Origin of the sequence: Corynebacterium striatum, assembly GCF_016728105.1 — a bacterium.
In the GTDB taxonomy this organism is placed as follows: domain Bacteria; phylum Actinomycetota; class Actinomycetes; order Mycobacteriales; family Mycobacteriaceae; genus Corynebacterium; species Corynebacterium striatum.
The window spans coordinates 1347524-1372026 of record NZ_CP068158.1 but is presented as its reverse complement, the minus strand read 5'-3'; the positions used below and the strand labels follow the sequence as shown (position 1 = coordinate 1372026).

Sequence of the window (24503 nt, the reverse complement as noted above, 5' to 3'; positions counted from 1 at the left end):
GGCGTGCCGAGCCTTCAAGAAAAATTATTCATTTATAAAAGTGGTGAATCGCCCGAACAGGTCTACTATCCCTATTTGTGAAACGTAGTTCTTCGCAGAACCGAAGCCGCATCTTTGGACCTGCACGCGTGACAGCTTTGGGCTTTTTACTGCTTATCTTGCTCGGCACGTTCCTTCTTATGCTGCCGATTTCCACGGCCGGCCCGCAGTGGACTCCGCCGCTGCATGCGCTGTTCACGGCGACGTCGGCGGTGTCCCTGACTGGGCTTATCGTTCAAGACACCGGCACATACTGGACCTCCTTTGGGCAGGTTGTCATCATCACGCTGATTCAACTTGGTGGCTTGGGAATCATGTCCCTGGCCTCCTTGTCCGGCATGCTGCTGACGGGGCGTATCAGCCTGAAGGCGCGGCGCTCCACGGCAGCGGAGGGCCGCCCCGTTGACGGAGGTATTCGTCGCACGCTGCGTTTTACGTTTTTGGCCACCTTCGTGTGTGAGGCCGTGGTTGCCATCGTCGTTGGAATGAGGCTTCACCTAGAGCACGGAGTGTCAGGCCCACGTGCGGTGTGGGAGGGTATCTTCCATGCGATCTCGGCCTTCAACAACGCTGGCTTCAGTACCTATTCGGACAACATGATCGGGTTCAGTACCGATGCCTGGATCCTTTTGCCCTTGGCCTTCGCCCTGATAACCGGTGGCTTGGGCTACCCGATGTTGGCGGAAATCGCACGCCGCATCCGCGGCCGGGTGCGGTTGTCAGTGCGGGGTGACGCCCCGCGTGTGCACCACATGTCTATCACTGCCCGAATGACATTCGTGGCCACGGCCATGTTGCTCCTCGGCGGTATGGCGTTCTTCCTCGTTGCTGAGTGGAACGGCGTGCTCAAAGACATGAGCCTGGGAACCAAGCTACTCAACGGCTTCTTCATGAGCGCCTCACCGCGTACTGCGGGCTTCAACGCCATCGACTACGCGGACGCGCACACCATTACGCTCATGTTTTCCGATATCTTGATGTTCATCGGCGGCGGCTCCGCGGGTACCGCGGGCGGCGTGAAGGTGACCACCGCCTGCGTGCTCGCTGCGGGAATGGCGGCAGAGTTTCTGGGCCGCGAGGACACCACCATCGGCAAGAGACGGCTGCCGCACGCAGTGACCCGCCAAGCGCTAGCGCTGACCATCGCGGGCGTGGGCGTCGTCATGTTCGGCGTGGCCAGCTTGGTGGTGCTCAACCCGCAGTTCTCCACGGACCAAATCACATTCGAGGTGCTCTCGGCGTTCGCAACCGTGGGTCTTTCCACCGGAATCACGGCCAACCTCACCGCGCCCTCGCAGATTATTCTGTGTTGCATCATGTACTTGGGACGCGTCGGCCCCACCACGCTGGTGGCCTCCCTGGCCGCCCGCACCATCACTCGTCACTACCGCTACCCAGTAGAAAGGCCGTTCATTGGCTAACATTTTTGACGCTTTGCGTCGCGAAAAGCAGTCCATCGACATTCCTGCTGTGGTGGTCATCGGCTTGGGACGCTTTGGTTTCTCCCTCGCCTGTGAGCTCATGGATCACGGCGTGGAGGTCCTGGGAATCGATACCTCAGAAAAGTTCGTACGCGACTACTCGCCGATTCTCACCGAGGTTGTCCAAGCTGACACAACCGACGCCGAGGTTCTCCGCCAGCTGGGTGTAGCCGAGGTCGAGCGCGTGGTCTTGGCCATCGGCTCCCACTTGGAGGATTCCATTCTGACAGCCTCCAACCTGGTTGAGCTGGGCATCAAGGACATCTGGGCCAAAGCAGACTCCGACGCCCACGCGCGCATCCTGCAGCAGCTCGGCGTGCATCACGTCATCCGCCCTGAGCGCGATACCGGACGCCGTATCGCCCACCTGCTGGGCGGCAAGTTCGAGGACTTTGCGGAGATCGCCAACGGCTACGGCGTCACTAAGCTCACGGCCCCCTCCGACGTGGTACGAACCCCGCTCGACCCGCAAGCCATCTGGAAGAAGCACCACGTCCAGCTGGTGTCCGTGCGCCGCGATCAGGGTGCCTGGATGCCGATTGAGAAAGGCTTAGAACTCTCGCCCACGGACCTCATCGTCATCGCCGGAAGCCCCGCAGCCTTAGAGAAGTTCTCCGAGGCTAAGTAGCTTCCAGCCGGTTAATCGCCCGCCTGGCGGTATTCCCGCCATCCAAAAGGTATTCGTACCAGTAATAGGGCCCCTAATTAAACGTCAAAGTCTGTGCCCCACGTAGTCAGTTGCGTCCTAGCGAGTAACCGTTCAGCGATTAAGCTTGTCGGGGCCATCGGAAGGCCGACTAAACGAAGGAAGTCAATGGAAGCTGAAGCACTCCACACAGCTGCCGATCACGCCGCACTCGCGCTTGCCGACGCCGAATCCTATCGCTTCGTCGAGGGCTGGCACGCATGGCGGGTGGGTGGCAAGTGGTTCATGTTGGCCAGCGAATACAAAGGCCAGCGCGTGCTCATTCTTAAGGCGCCGCCGGAGGACGTCGCCGCGCTGCAGGAGGGCTACGCCGACATCGGTCCGGCCTATCACATGAACAAAAAGCACTGGTACACGGTATTTCCTGGCCCTTCCATTACGGAGCAGCTCATCACTGAGCTCGTGCAGGAGTCCTACATGGCAGTGGTCAAAGGCATGCCCAAGGCACAGCGCCCGGCTGGGTGGCAGGAGGCTGTGAAATAACGATGTCCGCACCAGATAAGCGTTTCCCGCGCTCCGTTTACTCGCGCGGCAGCGAACCTGATCCGCGCTTCAGCATGGCCAACGAACGCACCTTCCTGGCCTGGATTCGCACCGCCTTGGCGTTCATCGCGGGTGGCGTGGCGCTGCAGGCTTTCGAATTGCCTATTCACGGGACGCTGACCACCGTCATTTCCGTGCTCATGCTGCTCACCGCCATGGTGTTGCCGGGTGTGGCGTGGGCGCACTGGAGGGCGTCGGAAAGCGCAATGCGTCAAGAAAAGCCCCTGCCCGCGAACCTTGCCATGCCGGTGCTCGTGGGGCTCGTCATCATGGTGGGCGCGCTCATCCTCGCAGGTCAGTTGATGTCTTAGATGTACGACGTCGGATTGCAGCCCGAGCGCACGCGCCTGTCCTGGCAGCGCACGCTGTTGGCTTTCGCGTTGGTGGCGTTGGTGGTGCTGCGCAGTGAAATTCCCTGGTCAAACGCGGAACTGGCGGCCTACGTGGGCGGTGGCCTGGTGTGCGCATGGTTGGGTTGGCGGGTACATCGACGCGCCGCGCTTTACGACGCCGCCCTCGCCTCCCGCACTCCACTTCCCGGCGCCGCGGCTCTCGCTGGCCTTGCCTTGGCCGTGTCTTTGCTCGCGCTCTTGGCCATTGTAGGACTCGGTGGGGGTAGCACCATTTCCTTGCAAAGCTGAACTGTTGCAACGTTGTCTAGTGGACCCGAGGGGGTAGGCTAGTCGATTTTTCATAAACAGTGGGGGTAAATAAAAACGATTTCCTAGTTTTGCGTTGGTCCAAGTTGTATGGTTTTCGCGAACGTGGGTATTTATTTTCCGCTGCGAAACGCCCCGTTGCACACCCCAAGCCGAGGATAAACCAGGGAGAACTGTATGACAACACCGCATACACACGAATCGACAGCACATGTAGAAGGTGAAGACGACCGCGGCGTAAAGCAGAGCGAATGGCGCCGCATGGTGATTGGCCTTTTCCTTGGCGTAGCCCTGGCTGCGCTGGTGTGGTTCCTCTTCCCATCCAATGCAGTGGAGACTGTTCTGCAGTCTTCCGGCGCTGACCCAGAAGAGGAGTACTCTTACGGGGCCATTCGCGCGGTTGCGGCCGTGACCATCCTGATGGGTGTGTGGTGGATGACCGAGGCGATTCCGCTTGCAGCGACCGCTCTGCTCCCGCTCGTTATTTTCCCGCTGGCTGGTGTGGGCACGATTAAAGAGGTCGGTGCGCCTTATGCATCGGCGACCATCTTTCTTTTTATGGGCGGCTTCCTCATCGCGCTGGCTCTGCAGCGCTGGAACCTGCACCGCCGTATGGCGCTGGCCGTGGTGAAGGTTGTGGGCACCTCGCCCAAGCGCCTGATTTTGGGCTTCATGCTGGCCACGGGCTTTTTGTCCATGTGGGTCTCTAATACCGCTACCGCAGTGGTCATGCTGCCGATTGGTACCTCCGTGCTGGCGCTGACTGCTGAGACGGTTGGTGGCATGAAGAACCAGAAGAAGTTCGCAACGGCCCTGATGCTGGGTATTGCTTACTCGGCTTCCATCGGCTCGCTTGGCACGCTCATTGGTACCCCGCCGAACGCCCTGCTGGCTGGCTATATGAAGGAATCTCATGACATCGTGCTGGGCTTCGGCAAGTGGATGATTGTCGGTATGCCGCTGGCTATCATCTTCCTGTTTGTCGCCTGGTTCATGCTGATCACTATCTTCAAGCCGGAGATGGATCGTATTCCTGGTGGTAAGGAGCTCATCGACAAGGAAATCGCGGCTCTCGGTCCGTGGACCATGCCCCAGATTCTCACCGGGATCATCTTCTTGGGTGCTGCGATCTCTTGGGTTGCCGTCCCGTTCCTAGTGGGCGAGGACTCCAACTACGACGACGCCATCGTCGGCATCGCGGCCGGCCTGCTGCTATTTGCTATCCCTGCCGACGCTAAGACCGGCGTGCGCTTGCTGGATTGGAAGACTGCCAACGAGATGCCATGGGACGTGCTGCTTCTCTTCGGCGGTGGCCTGTCCTTGTCGGCGATGTTTAACAACTCCGGTCTCTCCCTGTGGATTGGTGAGATGGCCAAGGGCCTGGGCGGCTTGCCGACCATCCTGCTCATCGCGGCGGTCGCCCTGCTCGTCCTCTTCCTGACGGAGATCACCTCCAACACCGCAACGGCGGCTACCTTCTTGCCGATTATGGGCGGTGTGGCCGTGGGTATTGGCCTGACTACCAACGGGGAAATCAACATCCTGTTGCTGACCATCCCGGTTGCTCTCGCGGCTACCTGCGCGTTCATGCTCCCGGTTGCGACCCCGCCGAACGCGATTGCGTACGGCTCTGGCTACGTCAAGATTGGCGACATGATCAAGGGTGGCGTTGGCCTCAACCTCATTGGCTGTGTGCTCATTACGCTGACGGTCTACCTGCTGGCCGTGCCGGTCTTCGGCTTGGTGCTGTAAACACTGTCTGCTGCGTGCGGGCAAGGCACCTATCCGGTGCCGAACGCCAGGCTAACAATGCGTAAAAACGTATTGTGGCCTGGCGATTTGCTGCTTCTGGGCAACAGCACTATAGTTAATCAACGTTGCAGAGAGCGCTTAACGCTCAACGCCAACGGACTGCGCCCGTAGCTCAACGGATAGAGCATCTGACTACGGATCAGAAGGTTGGGGGTTCGAATCCCTCCGGGCGCACAAAATTTAACCCTAGCTTGCTAAACAGGCTAGGGGTTTCTTCGTTTCACGGTGTGCCTATATTTCTAGGGTCACTTACCGGCTACTTAGCCCTCGGCTTTCACCCGTGGATGTCACCTAGGATCTGCGTAGTTGCCAACGAGAGCGCTCGTGGAGGCCAAGTGAAGGGCTTTGTTGTCAGTTATGCAGATCCGAGCCGCAGCCAAAGCCCTAGCCGCCGCGAAAGCCACAGACAGCCCGCTTACTGCGGCTCCTGCTGAGAAAAGTCGATGTCTCTCACCCAGTCCGGCTCGGGCGGCGGCTCCAGAGCTCCCTCCCACGGCGCCGGACCCAACGCGCGGTGCCAGCTGCGCACTCCGCGGTAGTAGCGCCTCTCCCAGGCGGGCTGATTAGCAGTACAAATCTGCTCCACGATGTAGTTCAGATGGTATTTCACGCAATGGCCGGTATAGCGCAACGTGCGCCAGCCCCGCAGGACGGCCTCGTTGTTCTTCCAGTGGTCCCTAATCCACGGCGTGAGCGCCGAGTGGAATTGCAGATCGTTTATCTCAATCGCAATCTTGTAGTCCGGCAAGACAATGTCCCACCGATACGCCCCAATGAGATAGTTGCTCTCCACCTTCAGCCCGCGCGCCTTCAAAGCGCGGATGACTAGTATCTCCGCAGAAGAGTCGGTAAACAGTGCAGCTTGCGTAAGTACCTTCTGCGCGTGCGCCGACAGTCGGCGAAACTCCGCTCGGTCCCGCTCGATGGCCTCCCTGCCTTCCTTCGTCGAGTAGAGGGCCTCGCACAGCTCCACCGCCAGGGCGGCGTCGAGCCGCTCGATGGCGAGAAGCGGATTGGCCACCCGGATGCCATCGATCATCCGATAGGCGTTTTGCTTAGTGCGGCGCAGTGAGTAGAAAGGCGACGTCGGCAAGCGTGCAGGTCCGCGCAGCTCCAGCGGAGTCGTCAGCTCATGGCCTAAATAGAGCTGTGCCGCGGTGCGGCCGGCGGCGATCACAGTCGCTTTGTATTCTTGGACCGCTTGCAGAACCTCCAGCGGCGTCGGAGCTCCCCACACGTAGATACCGCGCGCAATTTTGGTGATGTCCCCACGCCGCAGACGCGTGACAAGTTGGGACCTACTTAGCCCCCGAACAAGTAGTGCAGTCATCGTTTCCCCCGTTGATGCTGCGCTCAGCTTAACAAGAGGTGGGGTAACCGGCTACCGGGGAAAGCTGCATATTTGCCAACGAAAGCCGCGACACCCCCAAAACTGTAGGCTTCGTTGTCAGTTAGGCCGATCGCACATGCTTTCCGACGCCCCCGTACCCTAGATTCCATGAACCAGAAGCTTGCATCCTGTCTCATCGCCGGCGCCATTCTCGGTGCGGTTCTCTGGCTGGCGTCGGGGATGCTATGGCTTTTGCCCGTCGGAATTGCGCTCGGCCTCTTAGGCCTGCCGATTCTCGCGCTGAGCCGAGACGAGTCACAGTCCCGGAAGCAGCGCGATGACACCTTCCGGGACTAAAAGCGCAGCCTAGAAAATCTCGATGCGCCCGCCCAAGGACTCCGACTGGCGCAGCTGCGCCACCCAGTTCGGGCCGCCCGGGTGTAGGCGCAGTACCGGTCGGGAGGAAATCTTCACCGGCGAGACAGACTCCTTGCGGGCACCCGAGCGCGCCTCAATACGAGTACGGGCGCGGAAGCCGGTCTCAGCCAAGTCTGCGATGGAAGGCTGCTCCGCAGCGAGCGAGTCGCGCGCGGCCTGGAGGAGCTGGAGGGCTTCGTCGAGGGCGTCGACAAGCGCGGGCGCGTTCGTCTCACACATCTGACGCACGAGCTCAGGCGTGGTGCCCGCCACACGCGTGCCGTCCTTGAAGGAGCCCGCGGCCAAGGACTGCGCGAGGATACCGCCATTGTCGCCCACCACGGCGAGGGTCTCAGCCAGCACGTGCGGCAGGTGAGAAATGCGGGCCACGGCCGCATCGTGGTTGGCCACGCGCACCGGAACGGCCTCTGCGTGAACCATCTGTGTCATGCGCACAACGTCGGAGAAGGTCTCAATCCACTTCTTAGGGATGCGCTCGCCACGGGCTTCGCACTCCGCCGCGTAGTCATAAGTAATTGCCCACGCCGAGCGCTTGAACAGGCCAATTTGGGAGTGGTCCCAGCCGGAGTTCTGGGTACCGGCCATCGGGTGTCCGCCCACGTAACGGCTTTCCATACCACGCTTCAGGAAGAGTTCGCGGACCTCCGTCTTGACCGAAACCACGTCGGTAATGCCGCAGCTCGGCGCATGCTCTTCGATCTGATTCAGCACCGAGTCCACCGCATTCATGGGGGTAGCGATGACGATAAGGGCGTCGTCAGCCTCGGCGCGTGCGAGGATCGCAGGCATGTCATCGGTGACGTCATAGCCCGCTTTGATGGCACTGCGGGCACCGGAAGTCGAGTGATTATAGCCATACACTGCGTGTTTGCTTGCCACGAGGTCGCGCAGCAGGGAACCACCAATGAGGCCGAGGCCGATGATGCATACGGGTCGTTGAACGTCTTGAGAACTCACGGTGACAATTCTGGCACAACACGACTAATCTCACGAGGTATGAGCGATGACAACATCTCCTTCGCAGTAACCGTTGCCCGCAATGAGGGGCAATGGGTGGTTCGGGAGTTCGATGACGACTTCGAGGACATCAACACCTCCATAAACGCAGTGCGCGCGCTGCGCTCCGAGGGCGCGGCCTTTGCGCTGCTGTGTGTGGACGATGATTACTTTGTCGTTGTGCGCCCGGTGCCGGGAGATGTGCGCATGCTGATCTCTGACGCCACATATGCCGACGAGGATGATTTCGCCGCCGACTTCCTGGAGCTGCGCGACCTTGACTTCCCCGAAATCGATGACGACGACGAGGATCCAGATCCTTATGGCGACGGTGACTTCGATATTTTTGCTGATCTTGGGCTCAGTGAAGATCAGTTGGGCTACATCATCGACAATGACGAAGATTGGCCCTCCGACATGCTCCTGCGCATCGCGGGCGATTTAGGCTTCGGCGACGAGCTCGAAGAGATCATTGCTTAAATCCCAAGGCTTGGCCCGCGCCGAGGCGCGCATGCGCCGCGCGCTCGAGGTGGCACGCCAGACACCCGCGGGAGACATCCCGGTAGGCGCTGTGCTTTACGACGCCGCCGGTAACGAGCTTTCCACCGGCGTCAACCGCCGGGAGCAGCGCGGCGATCCCACCGCGCATGCGGAAGTGGAGGCGATTCGCGCGGCCGTCGCCAAGCATGGCAATGGCTGGCGCCTAGAAGGCTGCGAAATTGTGGTCACCCTCGAACCGTGCGCGATGTGTGCCGGGGCCATCCAGGGTGCCCGCGTGGCTTCCGTGGTCTTTGGTGCTTTCGAACCGAAGACGGGCGCGTGCGGCTCGCTTGTCGATGTCCTGCGTGCCCCCGGTTCCCTGCACGTGCCCGAAGTGCGCGCCGGGGTGTGCGAGGAAGAATGTGCCGGACTGCTGACCGGCTTCTTCGGCGAGCTGCGCTGAATCTGTGTAGGGTGGGGTCATCGCAAAACAAAGGAGGCTCATCATGGGTGATTTTGAAAACAAGAAGGACGACCTAGTAGGCAAGGCCAAGGAAGCTGCGGGAAACGCAACCGACAACGAGGATCTTGCTAACGAGGGCAAGGCAGACCAGGTTATTTCCCAGGCTAAGGACAAAGTCTCTGACGCTGTCGAGGGCGTAAAGGACAAGGCCAACGAGGTTATTGGCGGCCTGAAGGACAAGTAAATCCGGCGGGATTTTGTGCCGCGCGCTTCAACACGTAACCTAGACCACGGTGGCGTGTCCGAGCGGCCGAAGGTGTTCGCCTCGAAAGCGAATGTTGGGTAACCCCCAACCGCGGGTTCAAATCCCGCCGCCACCGCCATAGCGAAAGCCGTGGGGCAAGTAATTGCTCCACGGCTTTTCGTGTTTTAGCTGCCAGCGGCTGGCCGCTAGACTGGGCGAAGTTAATCAACGAGACAGAAGGTAACTCCTGTGGCAAAACTCTTGTACCGTCTTGGGCGCTGGTCCTTCCTCAACAGGTGGAAAGTGATCATCGCATGGCTTGTGATCTTTGTGGCCGCCGTGGGCGCCACGATTGCCTTGATGAAGCCCATGACTACGGAGTACTCCATCAAGGGCACGCCGGCGATTGACGCTACCCACCGCGCCGCCGAGCTCTTCCCGGAAAGCGGCAACCTGGCCAGCGCGCCTTCTGTGAACCTGGTCTTCCAAGCCCCCGAGGGGCAGAAGCTTTCTGACCCGCAAAACAAGGAAGCGATCCAGCAGGTGGTCGATCAGATCACCAACGAGCTCGGCATCAAGGACCAGCAACGCTGGGGCAACCCGCTCGACGTATCGCCGGCTCTGCAGCAGCAGGTTATCGATCAATTCACCTCGATGGGCCTGCCGGAAGAGACCGCCCGCAAGGATGCGGAAAACCTCGCGATGGTCAACGAGGATGAGACTATCGCCTACACCACCTTCGACTTCGATGCGGAAAGCTCCTACACCGTTGAGCAAGAAGACAAGGACGTCGTCACCGCGGCGATGGAGCTGGGCCGCGAGAAGGGGCTAACGGTCGAGGCCGGTGGCGCGGGCTTTGGCGATGAGATTAAGGTCAACTCCACCTCGGAGATCATCGGCTTGGGCGTGGCCTTCCTCGTCCTCATCTTCACCTTCGGTTCTTTGGTCTCGGCAGGCATGCCGCTCATCTCGGCCGTCGTGGGCGTGGGTCTCGGCGCGCTCGGCGTCATGATTGCCACGCACTGGATTGAGCTCAATAACTTGACCCCGGTCCTGGCCATCATGATTGGCCTGGCCGTGGGCATCGACTATGCGCTGTTTATCATGTCGCGCTACCGCCAGGAGCGCTCGCGGATGGATGGGCCCGAAGCCGCCGGCATGGCGGTGGGCACGGCAGGTTCCTCCGTGGTCTTCGCCGGTGCCACGGTTTTCGTGGCGCTCTTCGCCCTCATCGTGGCCAAGATTGGCTTCCTCACGGCCATGGGCTTGGCCGCCGCGGGCACCGTGTTCATGGCGGTGCTCGTCGCGTTGACCCTGGTGCCGGCGCTGCTTGGCCTGGCTGGCGATAAAGCCTTTGCTGGTCGAATCCCCGGCATCGCCGGCAACCCGAACAAGAAGGGCAAGCACCGTAAGGGCGCCACCATGGGCAACCGCTGGGTGCGCGCGGTACAGAAGGCCCCGGGCCTGGTCATGGCCGTGGTCGTGTTGGGTCTTGGCGCGCTGAGCGCCCCGGTGCTGAACATGGAGCTCGCGCTGCCGGCAGATACCAGCTCAAATCCGGATACCACCCAGCGCAAGTCCGCGGACCTGCTGGCGGAAGGCTTCGGCGCAGGCGTCAATGGTCCATTCCTGGTCATCGTCAACGGTGAGGAAGCCAACCCAGACGCGCCGGCTCTCCAGCCGCTGATTCAGGGTCAAGAAGGCGAAGACCAACAAAAGAAGGCAACTTTCGCCTCCTTCATGTACGCGACCCAGCAGCTTAACCAGGTAGGCGGCGTGAAGCACGCACAGATCGTTGGCCTCAACTCTGATCAGACCGCGGCACAGATCATGGTTACACCGACCACCGGCCCGACGGATCCCACGACCGTCGGCACGGCGTCGGCACTGCGTGCGGAAAATGAGCGCTTGGGCGAGGTCACTGGCGCAGAAATCGGCATGACTGGCCTGACCGCCGTGCAGCTAGATATCACCGAGCGCCTTGAGGCCGCCATGCTGCCTTATCTGGCCATCGTGGTGGGCCTGGCCATCCTGCTGCTCTTCCTAGTCTTCCGCTCGGTCTTGGTCCCTGTGGTGGCTGGCTTGGGCTTCCTGCTCTCAGTGGGCGCGGCCTTCGGCCTTACGGTTCTGGTGTGGCAGGACGGCCTCTTTGGCCTAGTCCCGGCGCCTGGTCCGCTAATTTCCTTCATGCCTATCTTCTTGATCGGCGTGACCTTCGGCCTGGCCATGGACTATCAGGTCTTCCTGGTTACCCGCATGCGCGAGCATATCTCGCGCCACCCGCAGGGCAGTGGCACCAAGTACAACGCCGTGGACGAGGCCACCATCGCGGGCTTTACCGAAGGCGCGCGCGTGGTCACGGCCGCAGCCATCATCATGATTTCGGTCTTCGTGGCGTTTATTAACCAGCCGCTGCCGTTCATTCAGATCTTCGGTTTCGCCCTTGCCGCAGGCGTGCTTTTCGACGCCTTCTTCGTGCGCATGTCCCTCGTCCCCGCCACGATGTTCCTGCTGGGTCGCGCCACCTGGTGGCTGCCGAAGTGGATGGACAAGGTCATGCCTTCCCTCGACATCGAAGGCACAGCTCTGGAAGAAGAGTGGGAGCGTGAGCATGGCGGCGCATCTGCTGATACGACGCAGCACGTAAACTAGCCCTTATGATCGAGCAACAGCCGCCTTTTCCTGCACCCAAGCTAGAGACTGACCTGAGCTTCGACGTGCGCACGCACCTCGACCAGGCCGGTCCTGGCAAGCATGGTCGCAGCGGCACCATTCACACCCCGCACGGGGATATTCAGACCCCGGCCTTTATTCCCGTGGCCACTAAGGCCACGGTCAAGACCCTGACTCCGGAGCAGATCCGGCAGACGGGCGCGCAGGCTATCTTGTCCAACGCTTATCACCTTTATCTGCAGCCGGGCCACGACATCGTGGATGAGGCTGGCGGCGTCGCGGCCTTTGAAAACTGGCATGGGCCCACCTACACCGATTCCGGTGGATTCCAGGTGATGTCGCTTGGCGTGGGTTTCAAGAAGGTCCTGGCCATGGACACCTCGAACCTCACCGAGAAGGACATCCGCGCGGCCAAGAAGGAGCGCATGGCGCAGGTCGACGAAGACGGCGTGGACTTCAAGTCCGTCATTGACGGCTCGAAGCACCGCTTTACCCCAGAGGTTTCCATGCAGATTCAGCATGGTTTGGGTGCCGACATTATGTTCGCCTTCGACGAGCTGACCACTTTGGTGGATACCCGTACCTACCAGGAGGAATCCGTCGCGCGCACCCATCGCTGGGCACAGCGTTGCTTGGACGAACACCACCGCCTGACCGAGGAGCGTGGCCCGCAAAAGCCACGCCAATCCCTGTGGGGCGTGGTGCAGGGCGCGCAATATGAGGATTTGCGCCGCCAAGCCACCCGCGGTTTGGTGGAGCTTTCCCAGGCTGCCGAGGCAAACGGCAAGCGCGGTTTCGGCGGCTTTGGCATCGGCGGCGCGCTGGAGAAGGAGAACCTGGGCACCATCGTGGGCTGGGTCTGCGACGAGCTTCCTGAGGATAAACCGCGCCACCTGCTGGGCATTTCCGAGCCTGATGACCTATTCACCGCGATTGAGGCCGGCGCCGATACCTTCGATTGCGTCGCGCCTACCCGCCTGGGGCGTCGCGGTGGCGTGTACACGCTCGATGGCCGCTTGAACTTGAAGGGTGCGCGCTTCAAGCGCGATTTTGCAGGAATCGACGAGGAGTTTGGCGGCTACGTCTCGGAGAACTACTCCCGTGCGTACATCCACCACCTGCTCAAGGCCAACGAATTCCTGGCCGGCACGCTGTGCACCATGCACAATCTGACCTTCATGATCCGCCTGGTGGACAACATCCGCGCCTCCATCGACGGCGGCTACTACGAGGCCTACCGCGACGAGTTCATGGGCCGCTACTACGCCGGCAAGTAAGCTACCTCCCTGCGCCCTCCGCTTTTTTCCGCAAATGCGCCCTCCGCCTCTTTTCCGCAAATACCCAGGGCTGGAACTGCAGACCTCCTGTTCGGCTTTTCTCGCGCTTGCCGACGCCGCCCTTTTCACCAGGAAGCTGCAGTTCCAGCCCTGGGTTTCTAGGGCTGGGGATTTGTGGTTTAGCTGCTGGGAACGTAGTCTTCGCGGGATTTAACCCACTTGATGACGACGGTGGTTATTGGCAACATGACCACCTCGATGAGGGTTTTCCACACGAAGCCGACCACTACGTAATTGAGAAAGCCGCTGAATGTAGAAATGCCGATGACTGGTGCGGCGATGATGCAGAACAACACAGTATCGCCGAACTCGCCCACGACGGTTGAGGCCACCAAACGGCCGATGAGCCCGCGTTCACCGGACTTTGCCTTCATACGGGTCAGCGTGAAGGAGTTGAGCAGCTGGCCCACCAAGTAGCCTGCCAAGGAAGCGGCGAGGATTTGCGGTACAAGGCCCAAGGTAGCGGCGAAGGCCTCTTGGCCCTCATAGAAATCCGCCGCTGGCAGCCAAATCGCGATATAGAAGCACACCGCGGCCAGAATCGCCATGACGAATCCGATGTAGACCGCCCGCCGCGTGGACTTGAAGCCATAGCATTCGGACAGGACGTCGCCTGCGATATAAGCCAGTGGGAATAAGAAGAAGGCGCCGTCGGTGATGAGCGGACCGAGCTGGACGCCCTTTGTGGCGTTGATGTTGGAGATGAGGAACGTAACGACGAACACCGTAACCAGCCACGGGTACAGAGTGGACTGTACCGGGATGAATCGGATGCTCTCGCCACTGGAAGTGGTTGCGGTTGCCGATTTTTCTGTCATGGGCAGTTATCTTGCCATGTCGTCTTATGGTCTAAGAAACCAGAAAATGCTCCCACATGTTGGGGGGAGGTTGGGGAATGATCCTCAAGGTAGATCCAGCGAAAGATTTGCAGTTAAACCTAGCTTTATCAATCTAGCGATGAGGTAGCAGAGGGCAAATCCCAAGGAAGGGGCGAAATGAGGCCTCAAATATGGCATTCTTTTGCTTGCTACACTTGTGCCTATTTTGTTCCCTTTGGTTTCCCTGGCTGCGCTCTTGGTCGGGGGAGCGCTATTTGAGAAAAGGTCATTAATTATGACATTTGGTTCGCCTGGTTCGTCGCCCCAGTTTGGCGGTCCGTACCCCGGAGCGGGCAGCGGGTCCAATACCGGACCCAACAACGCCGGCTCGGGTTTCGGATTCCCGAGTTCCCCTAACTTCGGTTCGCCGAATCAAGCAGGAGGCACCGCGCCGTCGTTTGGCGCAGCTGGCCCCGCACAAGGCAGCCAGGGCTTTGGCGCACCGGGCGGACAGCCCAGCGCCCCGCGCAGTTCGCGCCCAGCCACTCCGGCCGCGCCGACCAAGGGCCCGTGGCCTTTGCTCATCGCCGCTGGTGTGGCCGCCATTTTGTCTGCAATCGTAGTGATTGCCGCGCCGTTGGTTTCCACTGCGACCCAAGGCCTCTTCTTTGGACTGGCAATTACCGGTTGGGTGCTTGCAGGCATCGTCGCCTTCGTGCTCCTTGGCCTGTACACCCTGCAAAACACCAGGCGCCAAGCAGAGAGCTTCTACATTGAGGACACGCGCCAGACGCTGGTCTACCGCCTAGTCATGATCGGCGGCTTCGTACTCGTTGTTGCCTCTGCGGTGGAGATCGCCTTCTACGTAGGAAAGGTGATGGGCGCCTAATGCGAAAACTAAATCGTCTCCTCGCTCTCAGCAGCACCGCATTGTTGTGCGGTTTCGCAGGTTCCTTGGGAGCTTCCGCGCAAGAAGCACCAGCGCCTGAGCAAGCACCAGCGCCCGAAGCGGCCCCGCCAGCAGAACAAGCACCACAAGAACAAGCCCCACCAGAACAAGCTCCGCAGGCCTCCGAAAGCAGCCTCTCCGAAGCCTCGCAGAAGAACCTCGCGGACTTCAGCTCGTGTATCGCGGATAAGAAATCCGCGGACCTGTTGTTCGTGCTCGACCAGTCGCAGTCCCTCATCGGTTACCAAGGCGAACCCGCCACCGATGGCTCCCACTTCCGTGTTGATGCCACCAAGGACATCGTCAATCAGCTGGCCAACCTGGGCAAGGACGCCGGCGCGGATATCAACGTCAAGCTTGCCGGATTCGGCTCCGGCTATTACTCCGAGGCCGGCGAGTACGGCGGCTGGACCAATGTTTCCGGAAACGCCGGTGCCCTGGACAAGGAGATTGATGCTTTCCGTAACAAGGAGCGCACCTCCGATCTGGAAACCGACTACGGACTGGCCTACTCGGGCGCGCTCAAGGAATTCGGCGATCATGATGGCAGCGATTGCCGGGCCATCGTCTTCTTTACCGACGGCGCCTACGTAGGCGTTGAGACCGGCAAGGACAACGCAGCAGCCCGCAACATTTTGTGCACCCCGGATTCCACGGTTTCCGCCTTCCGCCAGTCCAATATCCGCCTCTTCAACGTCGGCCTCGTACCGGAGCGCGATGCGAAGGAGCAGACGGATCTTCTCACCGATCTGGCTGAAGGCGAGGGCTGTGGCCAGGGCGAACCGAACGGTGCTTTCTTCAACGGCGGTGAGGATCCCGCCGCATTGTTCGCGGCCTTCCGTAATCTCATTCCTACCTCCGGTGGCTTGAACAAGGAAGGTACTTTCACCGAGCAATTCGATTTCTTCCTGGATAACTCGGTCGACCCGGTCCGCTTGTCCGCGGTTCCGAAGACCAGCGTGGAAGAAGGCAAAATCATCCCGACCCTCACCGGCCCTGATGGGCAAACGGTAGAGCTGAAGCCAGATACCAAGAAGGTCGCCGGCGCCGACGTGGAGATCACCACCAATGACCGCCTGCCGGGCATGGTCGACGTCGCGATGAAGAAGGGTGGCGAAGGCTGGGCCGGCAAGTGGACCTTTGGCTACAAGCTGGAGGGCGGCGCCGAGGGCGAGTACCAGGCATCCATGGTGATGATTCCGGGGCTGAACCTCAACCTGCAGCGCGAAAACGGTGAGAAGCTAAGCGGCGGCATCAACTCCGACCAAGTTATTAAGGCACAGCTTGTCGACGGCGGCGGTCAGCCGCGCAAGCTCGAAGGCCAAGGCACGCTGCGCGCGGAGTTCGTCCCCGAAGAGGGCGAGACAGTAACGCTGCTCGAAAACGCCCCGATCGTGGACGGCAACGCAGTGGATATCCCGTTGGATAAGGTCGAAAACGTTGCCGCGGGCAAGCTGGTGACCAGCGTGGACATCACCACGAAGGGCGTCGATAATCAGCCGGGCTCCAAGCTCAACCCCATCAAGAGTGAAACCCCGCTGACGATTACCCCGGTCAACATGCCTTCCGTCGGCTCGGCACAGGTGGTGTCGATGACGGAAAAGGAAGTCACGATCGATGTTCCGGTAGCTGGTCCGGGTAAGGTGTGGCTGGCGGAGCAGAGCTTCGGCGCTGATGAGGTCACGCTGCCGAAGGGCGTGGATGCGCTGAAGGTAACCTCGCAGTACGATTCCGCGGATAACGCGCTTGAGCTGGCCAAGGGCGAAGAGGCGACGCTGCCTGTGACCCTTTCTGCCGAAAATATGGAAGACGGCGCATTGGCGCTCAAGCCAACGCTGAGCTTGCAGTCTGCGGAAGATAACCAGGAAGCGCAGCTGCCTTTGCAGCTCAAGGGTTCGATGACCACGCCTTTGAGCAAGAGCGCTTTCGGCCTGGCATTCGTGCTGGCGGTCCTTTTGGGCCTTCTGATTCCGCTGGCAGTTCTTTACTTCATGAAGTGGTTCTCGGGCCGCATCCCTGAATCCCCGCGCATGTTCGCGAAGACGATTCCGGTCAAGAAGGACGGCACGAGCCTCATCCACACGGATACCGGCAAGCCGTTTGTGGTTTCCAAGGACGAGTTCCAGGGCGCAGTGCCTGTCGACGCCGCGCCGCGCCGGGCAAACCTGGGCCTGTACGAGGCAAAGGTAAAGATGGGCCTTAGCCCATTTACCGCGGCACACGTGGAAATTGAAAAGGACGGCTCCATCTCCGGCAAGGGCAAGCAGTCCGGTGGCCGCGCCATCTTGCCGCTGGCAGTTCAGAACAACTGGTTCTTCGTGGGCAACGCGAATGACAAGGACCGCGGCGAGATCGTCTTGACCATCGACACGATGGCACATGCCGAAAAGTACGGCGAGCTTTCCGAGGAGATTAACCGCTCCGCACCGGTGCTCTTCGAGCAGGTGCAGTTCCCAGCGCCGAAGGAGCCGAAGGCGCCAAAGGGCCCGAAGGGAGAGCAAGGCGCACAAGGTGTACAGGCACGGCAGAACGCGCCGGGTGCTAACGCTCCAGTGCAGCAGTTCCCGGGGCAGCAGGGCCAGTCGCAGCAGCAGCCGGGCCAGCCAGGCGGCTTCGGCCAGCAGGGCGGCTTTGGTCAGCCAGGCCAGCAGGGCGGCTTTGGTCATCCAGGTGGCCAAAGTGGCTTCGGTCAACCAGGTCCGCAGGGAGGCTTTGGCCAACCGGGTAACCAAGGCGGCCAGCCGGGCGGCTTCGGCCATCCAGGTGGCCAAAGTGGCTTCGGTCAACCAGGTCCGCAGGGAGGCTTTGGCCATCCAGGTCCGCAGGGAGGCTTTGGCCAGCCGGGCAACGGACCAAGCGGCAATAATGGTGGATGGCCGCAGGGGCCTTCCTTCGGAAACAACTAGTCCGAACCAGAACGCAAGCAGAACGCACAAGTTGAACACTTAAAGAGACATCCCGAAAGGTTTTAAGAGCAGATGAAGAAGTTCCTCGTAGTTGGCTGCGGTGGCTCCGGCGCCAAGACCTTGGCTTTTATCATGGACCAGCTCAAGGCGGAGCTGCGCACCATCGATCCAGACATTACCGAGCTGCCCAAGGCGTGGCAGTTTGTGAACATCGATGTGCCCCTCGAAGAGGAGGCTGGCCCGCAGAAGCTGCCGAACGTTACCCAGAGCGGTGGCCAGTACGTCGGCATCGGTTCACGACAGCGTTACAACCAGTTCGACGCGGGTATCTCTGAAACGCTGGGCCGCTCCGGCAAGCTGGGCGAGATCGCCACGTGGGCTTCGCGTACGCCGCAATCGAATGACACGAAGCTTGCCGACGGCGCCGGCCAGTACCGCGCCATCGGCCGTATCCTGACCCTGCGCCACCTGAGGGACATCCGCAACGCATTGAACGCGGCGGTGTCTGAGATGTTTACCCAGGAAGCTATCCAGGAGCTCAACGAGCTCAATTACAAGCAGTCGAAGAAGCGCACCGATACTGGTTCCTCCGCGCCGGTTGTGCTGGTTGTTTCCTCCATGGCAGGCGGCGCAGGCGCTTCGATGTTCCTGGATGTCTGCCGCGTTCTGACCACCATCAAGAATCTCGATCCCACCAGCACGCTGGTCTTCATGTACACCCCGGAGATCTTCTCCGACAACAAGGCAGAGGACATGGCCGGTGCGTGGCCGAATTCCCTGGCCATGTTCGGCGAGGTTGTGGCTTCCCAGATGGGCAACTCCACCGCGCATGACCGCGCCATCTTCGAGGCCTTCGACATGGGCACCCCGCCGGACGGTCCGACATTCGGCCGTATTTTCCCAATCGGTTCCAAGATGGGCACAACCGGCTCCCGCTTCGGCGATGGCTCCGCGATGTCCGTCTACCGTGGCCTGGGCCGCGCGCTGGCCGGCTTGATGACCTCGACCCGTGCCTCTGACAACCTGGTTTCCTACGCACTGACCAACACCCCATCCGGTGACGGCGGCCGCCGTTTCTTCGGTTGGGACCGTGATCAGTCCCAGGGCGGTACGCCGTGGGCACGCTTGCCTTGGGGCTCTCTGGGGTACGCACAGATTTCCATGGGCCGTGACCGCTTCGCTGAGTATTCCGCACAGCGCCTGGCCCGTAGTTCTTTCGACCGTTTGCTCAACGGCCACCTTGACAAGGCCAATCCGGAAGCTGGCGAGATACAAATTGCTAAGCGCCTCGATGAGCGTCTACCTGCTCGCTTCCAGGAGATGACTCTGGACCCTAACTGGGCAACGGGCGCTCCGATTGATATCAACACTACCTGGAACTGGCTGATGGCCAATTTCAATATGATGGCCCAGCCCGCCGCGGAAAACGCAGTGCGCAACCTGCGTAACTTCATTCCTATCGGCGAGGGCCGCAAGGTAGACGAGTGGCGTGGCGAGCTCATCCAGAACCTGAACGACCCACAAAACCAGCAGTACATCTCTGGTCTGCTCCAGCAGTCCGCGTATGACACCGCGTACCGCTATGCAAACTTCTTCTCTGACAGGGTTCTTGAGACCGTTGAAAGCGAACTTGCTGCAGTCGGTGTTCCTTACGTCCGCGAGGTTTTGGACCGACTCAGCGACGCCCTCACTAGCGGCGACCGTCTGATGCCGCAGCTGAACGAGTTGTCTAATCGCTTCCTCAGCATCGGCACCAACGTTCTGGCTTTGCCGCAAGGCTCCGAGCCGATTCTGAGTCCGCTGACCGGCAAGGGCCAAATGACGGACCCAGCCCCCATCGTTAATGGCCTGTTGGGCCTTTATCACAAGCAGTTCTACGACTACTTCCTCATGGCGATGGCGCACTACCTGAAAGATGTTCTGCAGGACTACGCGGATGAGAATCTCTTCCACCTCAAGCGCGAGCTGAAGGATGCCCACGAGGTCTTGGAGAAGGCTGCACAGTCGCGTCCGGAGACCAACAAGCTGGCTGACGTTCGCACCAACGAGGTCAACGCATGGCCGGAGGAGGTAGACGAGGTCGTTGAGTCCCGCTTTAAGGGCGCCGAGAACGAGATCATGTTGACTGACGTCAACGCGTTTATCACCGATTACCAGGACCAGATGTTGCGCACCATTCAGGGCCAGCACGCCACTTCCCACGTTCAGCACTATGACCAGGCTTACCCGTTTGCGGTCCGCGCGGTTATTCGCGGTGAGTGGGATTCCCTGGATGCCAACAAGGCTCCGAATAACACCTTGGCACCGCAAAAGCGCACTAACGATGAGTACAGCAACCGCGCCGGCTGGGTTTCCAAGTACCTGTCCCGTCACCCACAGACTGGCGAGGTTCGTGAGTTGCAGCGTGCCCAGTACCGTGCACGTATCCGCCCGGCGGACCTGCTGGGACGTGCTCGCGATTGGATCAACCGCCGCGACTACGAGTTCCACAAGTTCAACTCAGTGGATCTGCGCAGCTACCTGACGCTTACCCCAGATATCAACGAGGTTGAGCATAGCCAGCGCATCGATCGCTTCGTCAGTGCCTTCCAGATGGCGCTGAGCTACGCCCGCCCGTTGGCTGCCGTGTCCAGCGACATGGTCCAGCGCATCCACGGCAAGGACGTCCAGTACACCTACTCTTTCTCGGACATTCCGTTCGAAGCGCTGGGGAACGAAGAGACTGGCATTGTCCCACGCCTGAGCAGCATCCTGAGCACGTCTTCCATCGATGAGCCATCCCAGGTAGCGCTGCGCAACTCGCTCAACATGTCTGAGCAGGTCCAGCACATCGAAATCTTTGGTTCCTACCCGAACTACTCGCCGATCGTATTTTCTTCCATGTTCGGCTACATCGCCGAGGACATCGACAAGCAAGAAAACTTCGATGGCTCTTATTGGTCGGAGCGCCGCACACGCCCGCTAGCTGCCGCTCTGCCGATCACCGAGACGGAGCGCCAGGCCATGGTGGCAGGATGGATCATCGGCCGCATCACCGGCCTCATCTACATCTCCGATCAGGACACCGACAAGGCCGCGGCGCACATCTTCGATGACACCCCAGGTGGCGTCAATGCTTGGGTTCCTTTCCCGAACCCGATGCTGATTTCCCCGCGCCGTATGGTCAAGAAGTCCGACTGGATGTCTTCTGTGCTTGAGTCCATCTTCATCGCCTACGCGAAGGTACAAAAGAATGGCGCATACGGCTTTGCCTCTTCCATGTACCCGTACCAGTTGCTGCGCGGGCTTTACGACGACGGCCAGGACTTTGCGCACTCCGGTGCTTCGACGCACCCACTGGTCCACCGTCTGGCTAAGTTCCTGCGCGATGGCAAGGTGCCGGGCCGCCGCGACGCCGTCGGCCTCGGCATCCAGGATCGTTATGAATCCTTCGTTGCGAAGCTCGATAAGTTCGTCCGCGGCGCCGATCACTTCATTCCGGGTGGAATGAATTCTCTGCCGGGCCAAGGCATGGATGACAAACCATTTGCAAACATTCGCCGCCGCGATATCGCCTCCGCTACGCCGTACTACCGCGACCTTGCACCGGACGTCGTCGTCATGGCGCAGCGTATCCGCGATTTGCTGGGCCAGGCAAAGACTGTCGCTGAAACGCCCGATACTTTTGAGGCTCCCGCGAGCCGGGATTCTTCCAGCCAGACCCCGCGCTTTGAGCCTGAATTCAACCTCACCGACTTGGATGACACCTTCTAATGACTAACGTACTGTTCTTTGGACACGGCGCCACGGCCGATGAGATTCGTTCCCGCCTTTTCGACCTGCGTGCAGTGGGCTTGCTGGATAACTTCATGTGGGTGGACTACACCCACCCCACGTCAGCTGCAGTAGTGCGCTCTTTCGATGCGGAGGGCACGCCACGCATTTCCACGCTTGACGACGCCCTGCATCGCCACGAAGGAGACATCCTTCTGGTGGTTCTCGATTCGATGGATGAGGCGCAACCCCTGCAACCAGAGGCGTTGTCGCAGTGGGCTGCCGCGGTAGATTCCCGCATCGTGCAGGCATCCAACCAGCGAGTGCGCCTCCTGCTTTCGGCGTTGCCATTGCGCAACGTTCACATCGAGCCCTTGCAGGTGTGGGAGAACCTGGTGCTCTCCCCGGAAGAGGGCGGCACTCCTTCGTCGACGCGTATTCGCCCGATTCCGCGTACTGAGGATGGCTTTGAACTGGCCCAGTTTGCTGCGCCTGCTGTGGCATCTATCTTCGGCCTCTGGCGCGGAATGCCGCAGGCTGCGGTGTTTGATCCAGACACCGGCCGCCTCATGGAGACGGGCAACCGCGAGAACTTCCGTTTGGTGCGTGCATTTCACCGCACCATCGACGCCAGCGCGGTTGAGAACGCGGTCAAGGATCGCGTGTTCAATCCGAACCGCCCCTTACCGCGCCCGCAGCTGCGCAACAACAGCCATGCCGAGCGCGTCACTGATCCAGCGAGGCTGACTCAGTACTACTCCGACACGCTTTTCGCGATGCACGGGAGTTCGCTGCTGTCCCCTGAAATCCCGTTGGAGTCGCCTAAGACGCAGAAGGTCAGCGCATGGGCTGCCCTGCGCGATAACCTGCGCCTGTACTGGGCCACGGTCATCGGCAAGCCGCAGGATTGGGTCAACAGCCACCGTGGCACGGTCAACAGTGCCACCGCGGGCTTCCTTCAGAACCTACTCTATGGCCAGAATTCCAACATGGAAGTCGTTCTGGATGGCCACTCTGGTAAGGGCAATGCTGTGTCTATTCAGCAGATGCAGCAGAAGAACCAGCGCACCCTGGCTGAGGCGCAGAAGGTGCAATTCGACATCGGCCAGGTGCCGCAGCTGTCTGGTATGTGGGAGGCCTACCACGACTTCGCCCTTGGTTTGGTTGATGGTCAGTGGAAAGAAGACGCCACCTTCACCCCGCAGAAGGGCAGCCAACAGGAAGTCCTGATCGTGCAGTATGGGCAGCAGTCCGTGCCAGACATGAGCAACTCCTTCCTTGGTTTCCATCCGCTGATGCACCGCACCGTGGGCTACAACAACGAGTCCGAGGCTAAGGTGGCCCCATTCGACCCGATTGCGGCTGAGAAGTTCGCAGCAGACCTGGACTGGACCAGCCAGGTCACGCAGAACACGGAAGTTAACCGCAAGAAACAGGAATTCGCTGCGTGGCGCAATCAGAACCAAAACAGCTTCGCCTGGAAGGTCGGTACTGGCTTGGCACAGCGTCTTGGTGTCGCTCGCCAGCGCGTTGATTTCTACGAAACGGAAGCACGCAGGCTGCGCGAGGAAGAAAAAGGCTTTGCTGTGCGCGACTTCAACGATGAAAATCGACGACTCACGAACAAGCTGCGTGCGTCGTGGGGCATCCTGACTCTTGTTCTGGTCGTGCTGTTCTACATGTGCTTGGCCAATTACAACCCAGACGTGAAGATCTGGGATGGCATGCTCACTCTCGATTGGCGGTGGACCACCTTTGGCGTGATCCTTTCGATCATCCTCTTCCTTTTGTTGACGTGGCTGATGTTCACCAAAGCACAGCGCGAAATCTACGATTACGTGCAAAGGCAAAAGCTCAACCGCCAGAACCAGGAGATTGCCGCGCGCAACATCGTGTCAGCAGCTGCAGACGTCGACCGCATCCTCAACGCTTACAGCCAGTTCCTCAGCTGGTCCGCAATCCTTGGACGTGCCATCTACGCACCGTTCGGGCTTAAGTCCACCACGAGTGATCACCTGCGTACCCCAGAGTCTGGCTTGCCGGATAACGCGCGAATCGGCCAAGCGCAGGTCTCGGAAGATGAAACCAACCGCATGGCTGAGGAGATTCGCTCCCAGGTTTATTTACGTGACTGGGCGCACAAGTCCCTGCGTTCGCTCGTCGATTACATGAACTCTGTCTTTGAGCGCAATCAAGTAGGCCAAGGCTCGGTACAGCTCAGCGCTATGTGGGGCATGCGCGGCGAAAACTCTAACACCCAGCTCGACCTCATCTCACGCCACCTAGATCACCCACTCATGGCTTCCCGTGATGAGAAGCCGCAGGTCTGGCACAACGTGATTACGAATCCGCGGATGGCTGGCAGGCTGCAGCACTACCTGTCTTCGGTGACCTTCTTGGATGAGAATCGTCGTCAGACGCAGTCCACAGAGCAGTTCCTGGCGGGTATGAGCCAAGAGAAGGGGGCAATGCAGGCCTTCAGCAACGAGGCCCTGACCACCCTGGGTGCTTCGGCAGGCTACACCGAGATTGACCCTGACTACACGCGCACTATTGAGGTGGACAGCAATACGGAGCTGACCAGCCAGCTCTCCCGTTCTCTCACTGTGGTCCAGTTCGGCCGCATCACGGATTTCAAGTACCTGGTGCCGAAGGAAGAGCGGCTGGAGGAAGCGGTGCCATCAGCGTTCTTCGAGGATGCGCTGAGCGATCTCGATGACACTGATCACATCGATTCTTTCAATAATGCTTCTCAGGTTCAGCCTGGATACAGCTTTGGAAATGAGACCAGCAATACCGCAAATCCTTTTGGTTTCGGTCAATCGCAGCAGCCACCATCGCTCGATGATCTGGACGATACGTTCTAGGAGCGAAGA

19 protein-coding genes and 2 tRNA genes are annotated in these 24503 nt (G+C 60.1%); 18 read left to right on the top strand and 3 right to left on the bottom strand.

What is annotated here, in order from left to right:
• Window positions 1-128: 128 nt before the first annotated feature.
• From I6I72_RS06440 to I6I72_RS06410, 7 genes are all read left to right on the top strand, one after another.
• Window positions 129-1460 (top strand): TrkH family potassium uptake protein, encoded by a 1332-nt coding sequence (locus tag I6I72_RS06440; protein WP_080970002.1) that lies wholly within the window; start codon window positions 129-131, stop codon window positions 1458-1460.
• Complete coding sequence (locus I6I72_RS06435; protein WP_168712917.1) at window positions 1453-2148, top strand: potassium channel family protein; 696 nt, start codon at window positions 1453-1455, stop codon at window positions 2146-2148. The genes I6I72_RS06440 and I6I72_RS06435 overlap by 8 nt, the downstream gene beginning before the upstream one ends.
• 186 nt (window positions 2149-2334) lie before the next feature.
• The gene (locus I6I72_RS06430; protein ID WP_046645749.1) at window positions 2335-2709 is read left to right on the top strand and encodes an MmcQ/YjbR family DNA-binding protein; all 375 of its coding nucleotides are present in this window, start codon (window positions 2335-2337) and stop codon (window positions 2707-2709) included.
• Between the two features lie 2 nt (window positions 2710-2711).
• A complete protein-coding gene (locus I6I72_RS06425) occupies window positions 2712-3080 on the top strand; it encodes a YidH family protein (protein WP_046645748.1) in 369 nt (122 codons plus the stop codon).
• Window positions 3081-3410 carry a DUF202 domain-containing protein gene (locus I6I72_RS06420; protein WP_049151567.1) on the top strand — a complete coding sequence of 110 codons (330 nt, stop codon included), beginning with the start codon at window positions 3081-3083 and terminating at the stop codon, window positions 3408-3410. It begins immediately after the preceding gene.
• 195 nt (window positions 3411-3605) lie between these two features.
• A complete protein-coding gene (locus I6I72_RS06415; protein ID WP_049063176.1) occupies window positions 3606-5180 on the top strand; it encodes an SLC13 family permease in 1575 nt (524 codons plus the stop codon).
• A 161-nt stretch (window positions 5181-5341) separates the two neighbouring features.
• A tRNA-Arg gene (locus tag I6I72_RS06410) sits at window positions 5342-5414 on the top strand.
• A 241-nt stretch (window positions 5415-5655) separates the two neighbouring features.
• Here I6I72_RS06410 and I6I72_RS06405 read toward each other — a convergent pair.
• Window positions 5656-6570 carry a hypothetical protein gene (locus I6I72_RS06405; RefSeq protein ID WP_049063175.1) on the bottom strand — a complete coding sequence of 305 codons (915 nt, stop codon included), beginning with the start codon at window positions 6568-6570 and terminating at the stop codon, window positions 5656-5658.
• A gap of 168 nt (window positions 6571-6738) precedes the next feature.
• On the opposite strand from I6I72_RS06405, the gene I6I72_RS06400 reads away from it, so the two are divergent.
• Window positions 6739-6927 (top strand): hypothetical protein, encoded by a 189-nt coding sequence (locus tag I6I72_RS06400; RefSeq protein WP_046645745.1) that lies wholly within the window; start codon window positions 6739-6741, stop codon window positions 6925-6927.
• A gap of 9 nt (window positions 6928-6936) precedes the next feature.
• Here the strand turns inward: I6I72_RS06400 and I6I72_RS06395 are convergent, their stop codons facing one another.
• Window positions 6937-7965, bottom strand: a complete 1029-nt coding sequence (locus I6I72_RS06395) for a prephenate dehydrogenase (RefSeq protein ID WP_049063174.1) — start codon at window positions 7963-7965, stop codon at window positions 6937-6939.
• A 39-nt stretch (window positions 7966-8004) separates the two neighbouring features.
• Between I6I72_RS06395 and I6I72_RS06390 the strand changes: the two genes are divergently transcribed.
• The 6 genes from I6I72_RS06390 to tgt all read left to right on the top strand — a co-directional run bounded on the left by I6I72_RS06390 (window position 8005) and on the right by tgt (window position 13141).
• Window positions 8005-8484 (top strand): tRNA adenosine deaminase-associated protein, encoded by a 480-nt coding sequence (locus I6I72_RS06390; RefSeq protein WP_005530399.1) that lies wholly within the window; start codon window positions 8005-8007, stop codon window positions 8482-8484.
• 31 nt (window positions 8485-8515) lie between these two features.
• Complete coding sequence (locus tag I6I72_RS06385; RefSeq protein ID WP_034657328.1) at window positions 8516-8947, top strand: nucleoside deaminase; 432 nt, start codon at window positions 8516-8518, stop codon at window positions 8945-8947.
• Between the two features lie 43 nt (window positions 8948-8990).
• Window positions 8991-9191, top strand: a complete 201-nt coding sequence (locus tag I6I72_RS06380) for a CsbD family protein (protein WP_005530396.1) — start codon at window positions 8991-8993, stop codon at window positions 9189-9191.
• A 48-nt stretch (window positions 9192-9239) separates the two neighbouring features.
• A tRNA-Ser gene (locus I6I72_RS06375) sits at window positions 9240-9330 on the top strand.
• 110 nt (window positions 9331-9440) lie between these two features.
• Window positions 9441-11843, top strand: a complete 2403-nt coding sequence (locus tag I6I72_RS06370; protein ID WP_049063173.1) for an MMPL family transporter — start codon at window positions 9441-9443, stop codon at window positions 11841-11843.
• Window positions 11844-11848: 5 nt separating this feature from the next.
• Window positions 11849-13141, top strand: a complete 1293-nt coding sequence (gene tgt, locus I6I72_RS06365) for a tRNA guanosine(34) transglycosylase Tgt (RefSeq protein ID WP_046645743.1) — start codon at window positions 11849-11851, stop codon at window positions 13139-13141.
• Window positions 13142-13320: 179 nt separating this feature from the next.
• On the opposite strand, the gene I6I72_RS06360 is transcribed toward tgt, so the two are convergent.
• A complete protein-coding gene (locus I6I72_RS06360) occupies window positions 13321-14019 on the bottom strand; it encodes a queuosine precursor transporter (RefSeq protein ID WP_005530391.1) in 699 nt (232 codons plus the stop codon).
• 295 nt (window positions 14020-14314) lie between these two features.
• Between I6I72_RS06360 and I6I72_RS13690 the strand changes: the two genes are divergently transcribed.
• The 4 genes from I6I72_RS13690 (at window position 14315) to I6I72_RS06340 (ending at window position 24494) form a co-directional block, all read left to right on the top strand.
• Window positions 14315-14908: a hypothetical protein gene (locus I6I72_RS13690; RefSeq protein ID WP_236081462.1), complete on the top strand. Its 594-nt coding sequence runs from the start codon at window positions 14315-14317 to the stop codon at window positions 14906-14908.
• A complete protein-coding gene (locus tag I6I72_RS06350; RefSeq protein ID WP_201807713.1) occupies window positions 14908-17874 on the top strand; it encodes a vWA domain-containing protein in 2967 nt (988 codons plus the stop codon). The genes I6I72_RS13690 and I6I72_RS06350 overlap by 1 nt, the downstream gene beginning before the upstream one ends.
• Before the next feature lie 72 nt (window positions 17875-17946).
• Entirely contained in the window at window positions 17947-21627 is a 3681-nt protein-coding gene (locus tag I6I72_RS06345) for a tubulin-like doman-containing protein (protein WP_049062225.1), read from the top strand.
• Window positions 21627-24494, top strand: a complete 2868-nt coding sequence (locus I6I72_RS06340; RefSeq protein ID WP_049062224.1) for a hypothetical protein — start codon at window positions 21627-21629, stop codon at window positions 24492-24494. The genes I6I72_RS06345 and I6I72_RS06340 overlap by 1 nt, the downstream gene beginning before the upstream one ends.
• Window positions 24495-24503: the final 9 nt, after the last annotated feature.

Excerpts from the sequence above, each read along its gene's own strand:
- I6I72_RS06430 (WP_046645749.1), top strand. The coding sequence starts at position 2,335 with ATGGAAGCTGAAGCACTCCACACAGCTGCCGATCACGCCGCACTCGCG.
- I6I72_RS06425 (WP_046645748.1), top strand. The coding sequence starts at position 2,712 with ATGTCCGCACCAGATAAGCGTTTCCCGCGCTCCGTTTACTCGCGCGGC.
- I6I72_RS06420 (WP_049151567.1), top strand. The coding sequence starts at position 3,081 with ATGTACGACGTCGGATTGCAGCCCGAGCGCACGCGCCTGTCCTGGCAG.
- I6I72_RS06415 (WP_049063176.1), top strand. The coding sequence starts at position 3,606 with ATGACAACACCGCATACACACGAATCGACAGCACATGTAGAAGGTGAA.
- I6I72_RS06405 (WP_049063175.1), bottom strand. The coding sequence starts at position 6,570 with ATGACTGCACTACTTGTTCGGGGGCTAAGTAGGTCCCAACTTGTCACG.
- I6I72_RS06400 (WP_046645745.1), top strand. The coding sequence starts at position 6,739 with ATGAACCAGAAGCTTGCATCCTGTCTCATCGCCGGCGCCATTCTCGGT.
- I6I72_RS06390 (WP_005530399.1), top strand. The coding sequence starts at position 8,005 with ATGAGCGATGACAACATCTCCTTCGCAGTAACCGTTGCCCGCAATGAG.
- I6I72_RS06385 (WP_034657328.1), top strand. The coding sequence starts at position 8,516 with ATGCGCCGCGCGCTCGAGGTGGCACGCCAGACACCCGCGGGAGACATC.
- I6I72_RS06380 (WP_005530396.1), top strand. The coding sequence starts at position 8,991 with ATGGGTGATTTTGAAAACAAGAAGGACGACCTAGTAGGCAAGGCCAAG.
- tgt (WP_046645743.1), top strand. The coding sequence starts at position 11,849 with ATGATCGAGCAACAGCCGCCTTTTCCTGCACCCAAGCTAGAGACTGAC.
- I6I72_RS06360 (WP_005530391.1), bottom strand. The coding sequence starts at position 14,019 with ATGACAGAAAAATCGGCAACCGCAACCACTTCCAGTGGCGAGAGCATC.
- I6I72_RS13690 (WP_236081462.1), top strand. The coding sequence starts at position 14,315 with ATGACATTTGGTTCGCCTGGTTCGTCGCCCCAGTTTGGCGGTCCGTAC.
- I6I72_RS06350 (WP_201807713.1), top strand. The coding sequence starts at position 14,908 with ATGCGAAAACTAAATCGTCTCCTCGCTCTCAGCAGCACCGCATTGTTG.
- I6I72_RS06345 (WP_049062225.1), top strand. The coding sequence starts at position 17,947 with ATGAAGAAGTTCCTCGTAGTTGGCTGCGGTGGCTCCGGCGCCAAGACC.
- I6I72_RS06340 (WP_049062224.1), top strand. The coding sequence starts at position 21,627 with ATGACTAACGTACTGTTCTTTGGACACGGCGCCACGGCCGATGAGATT.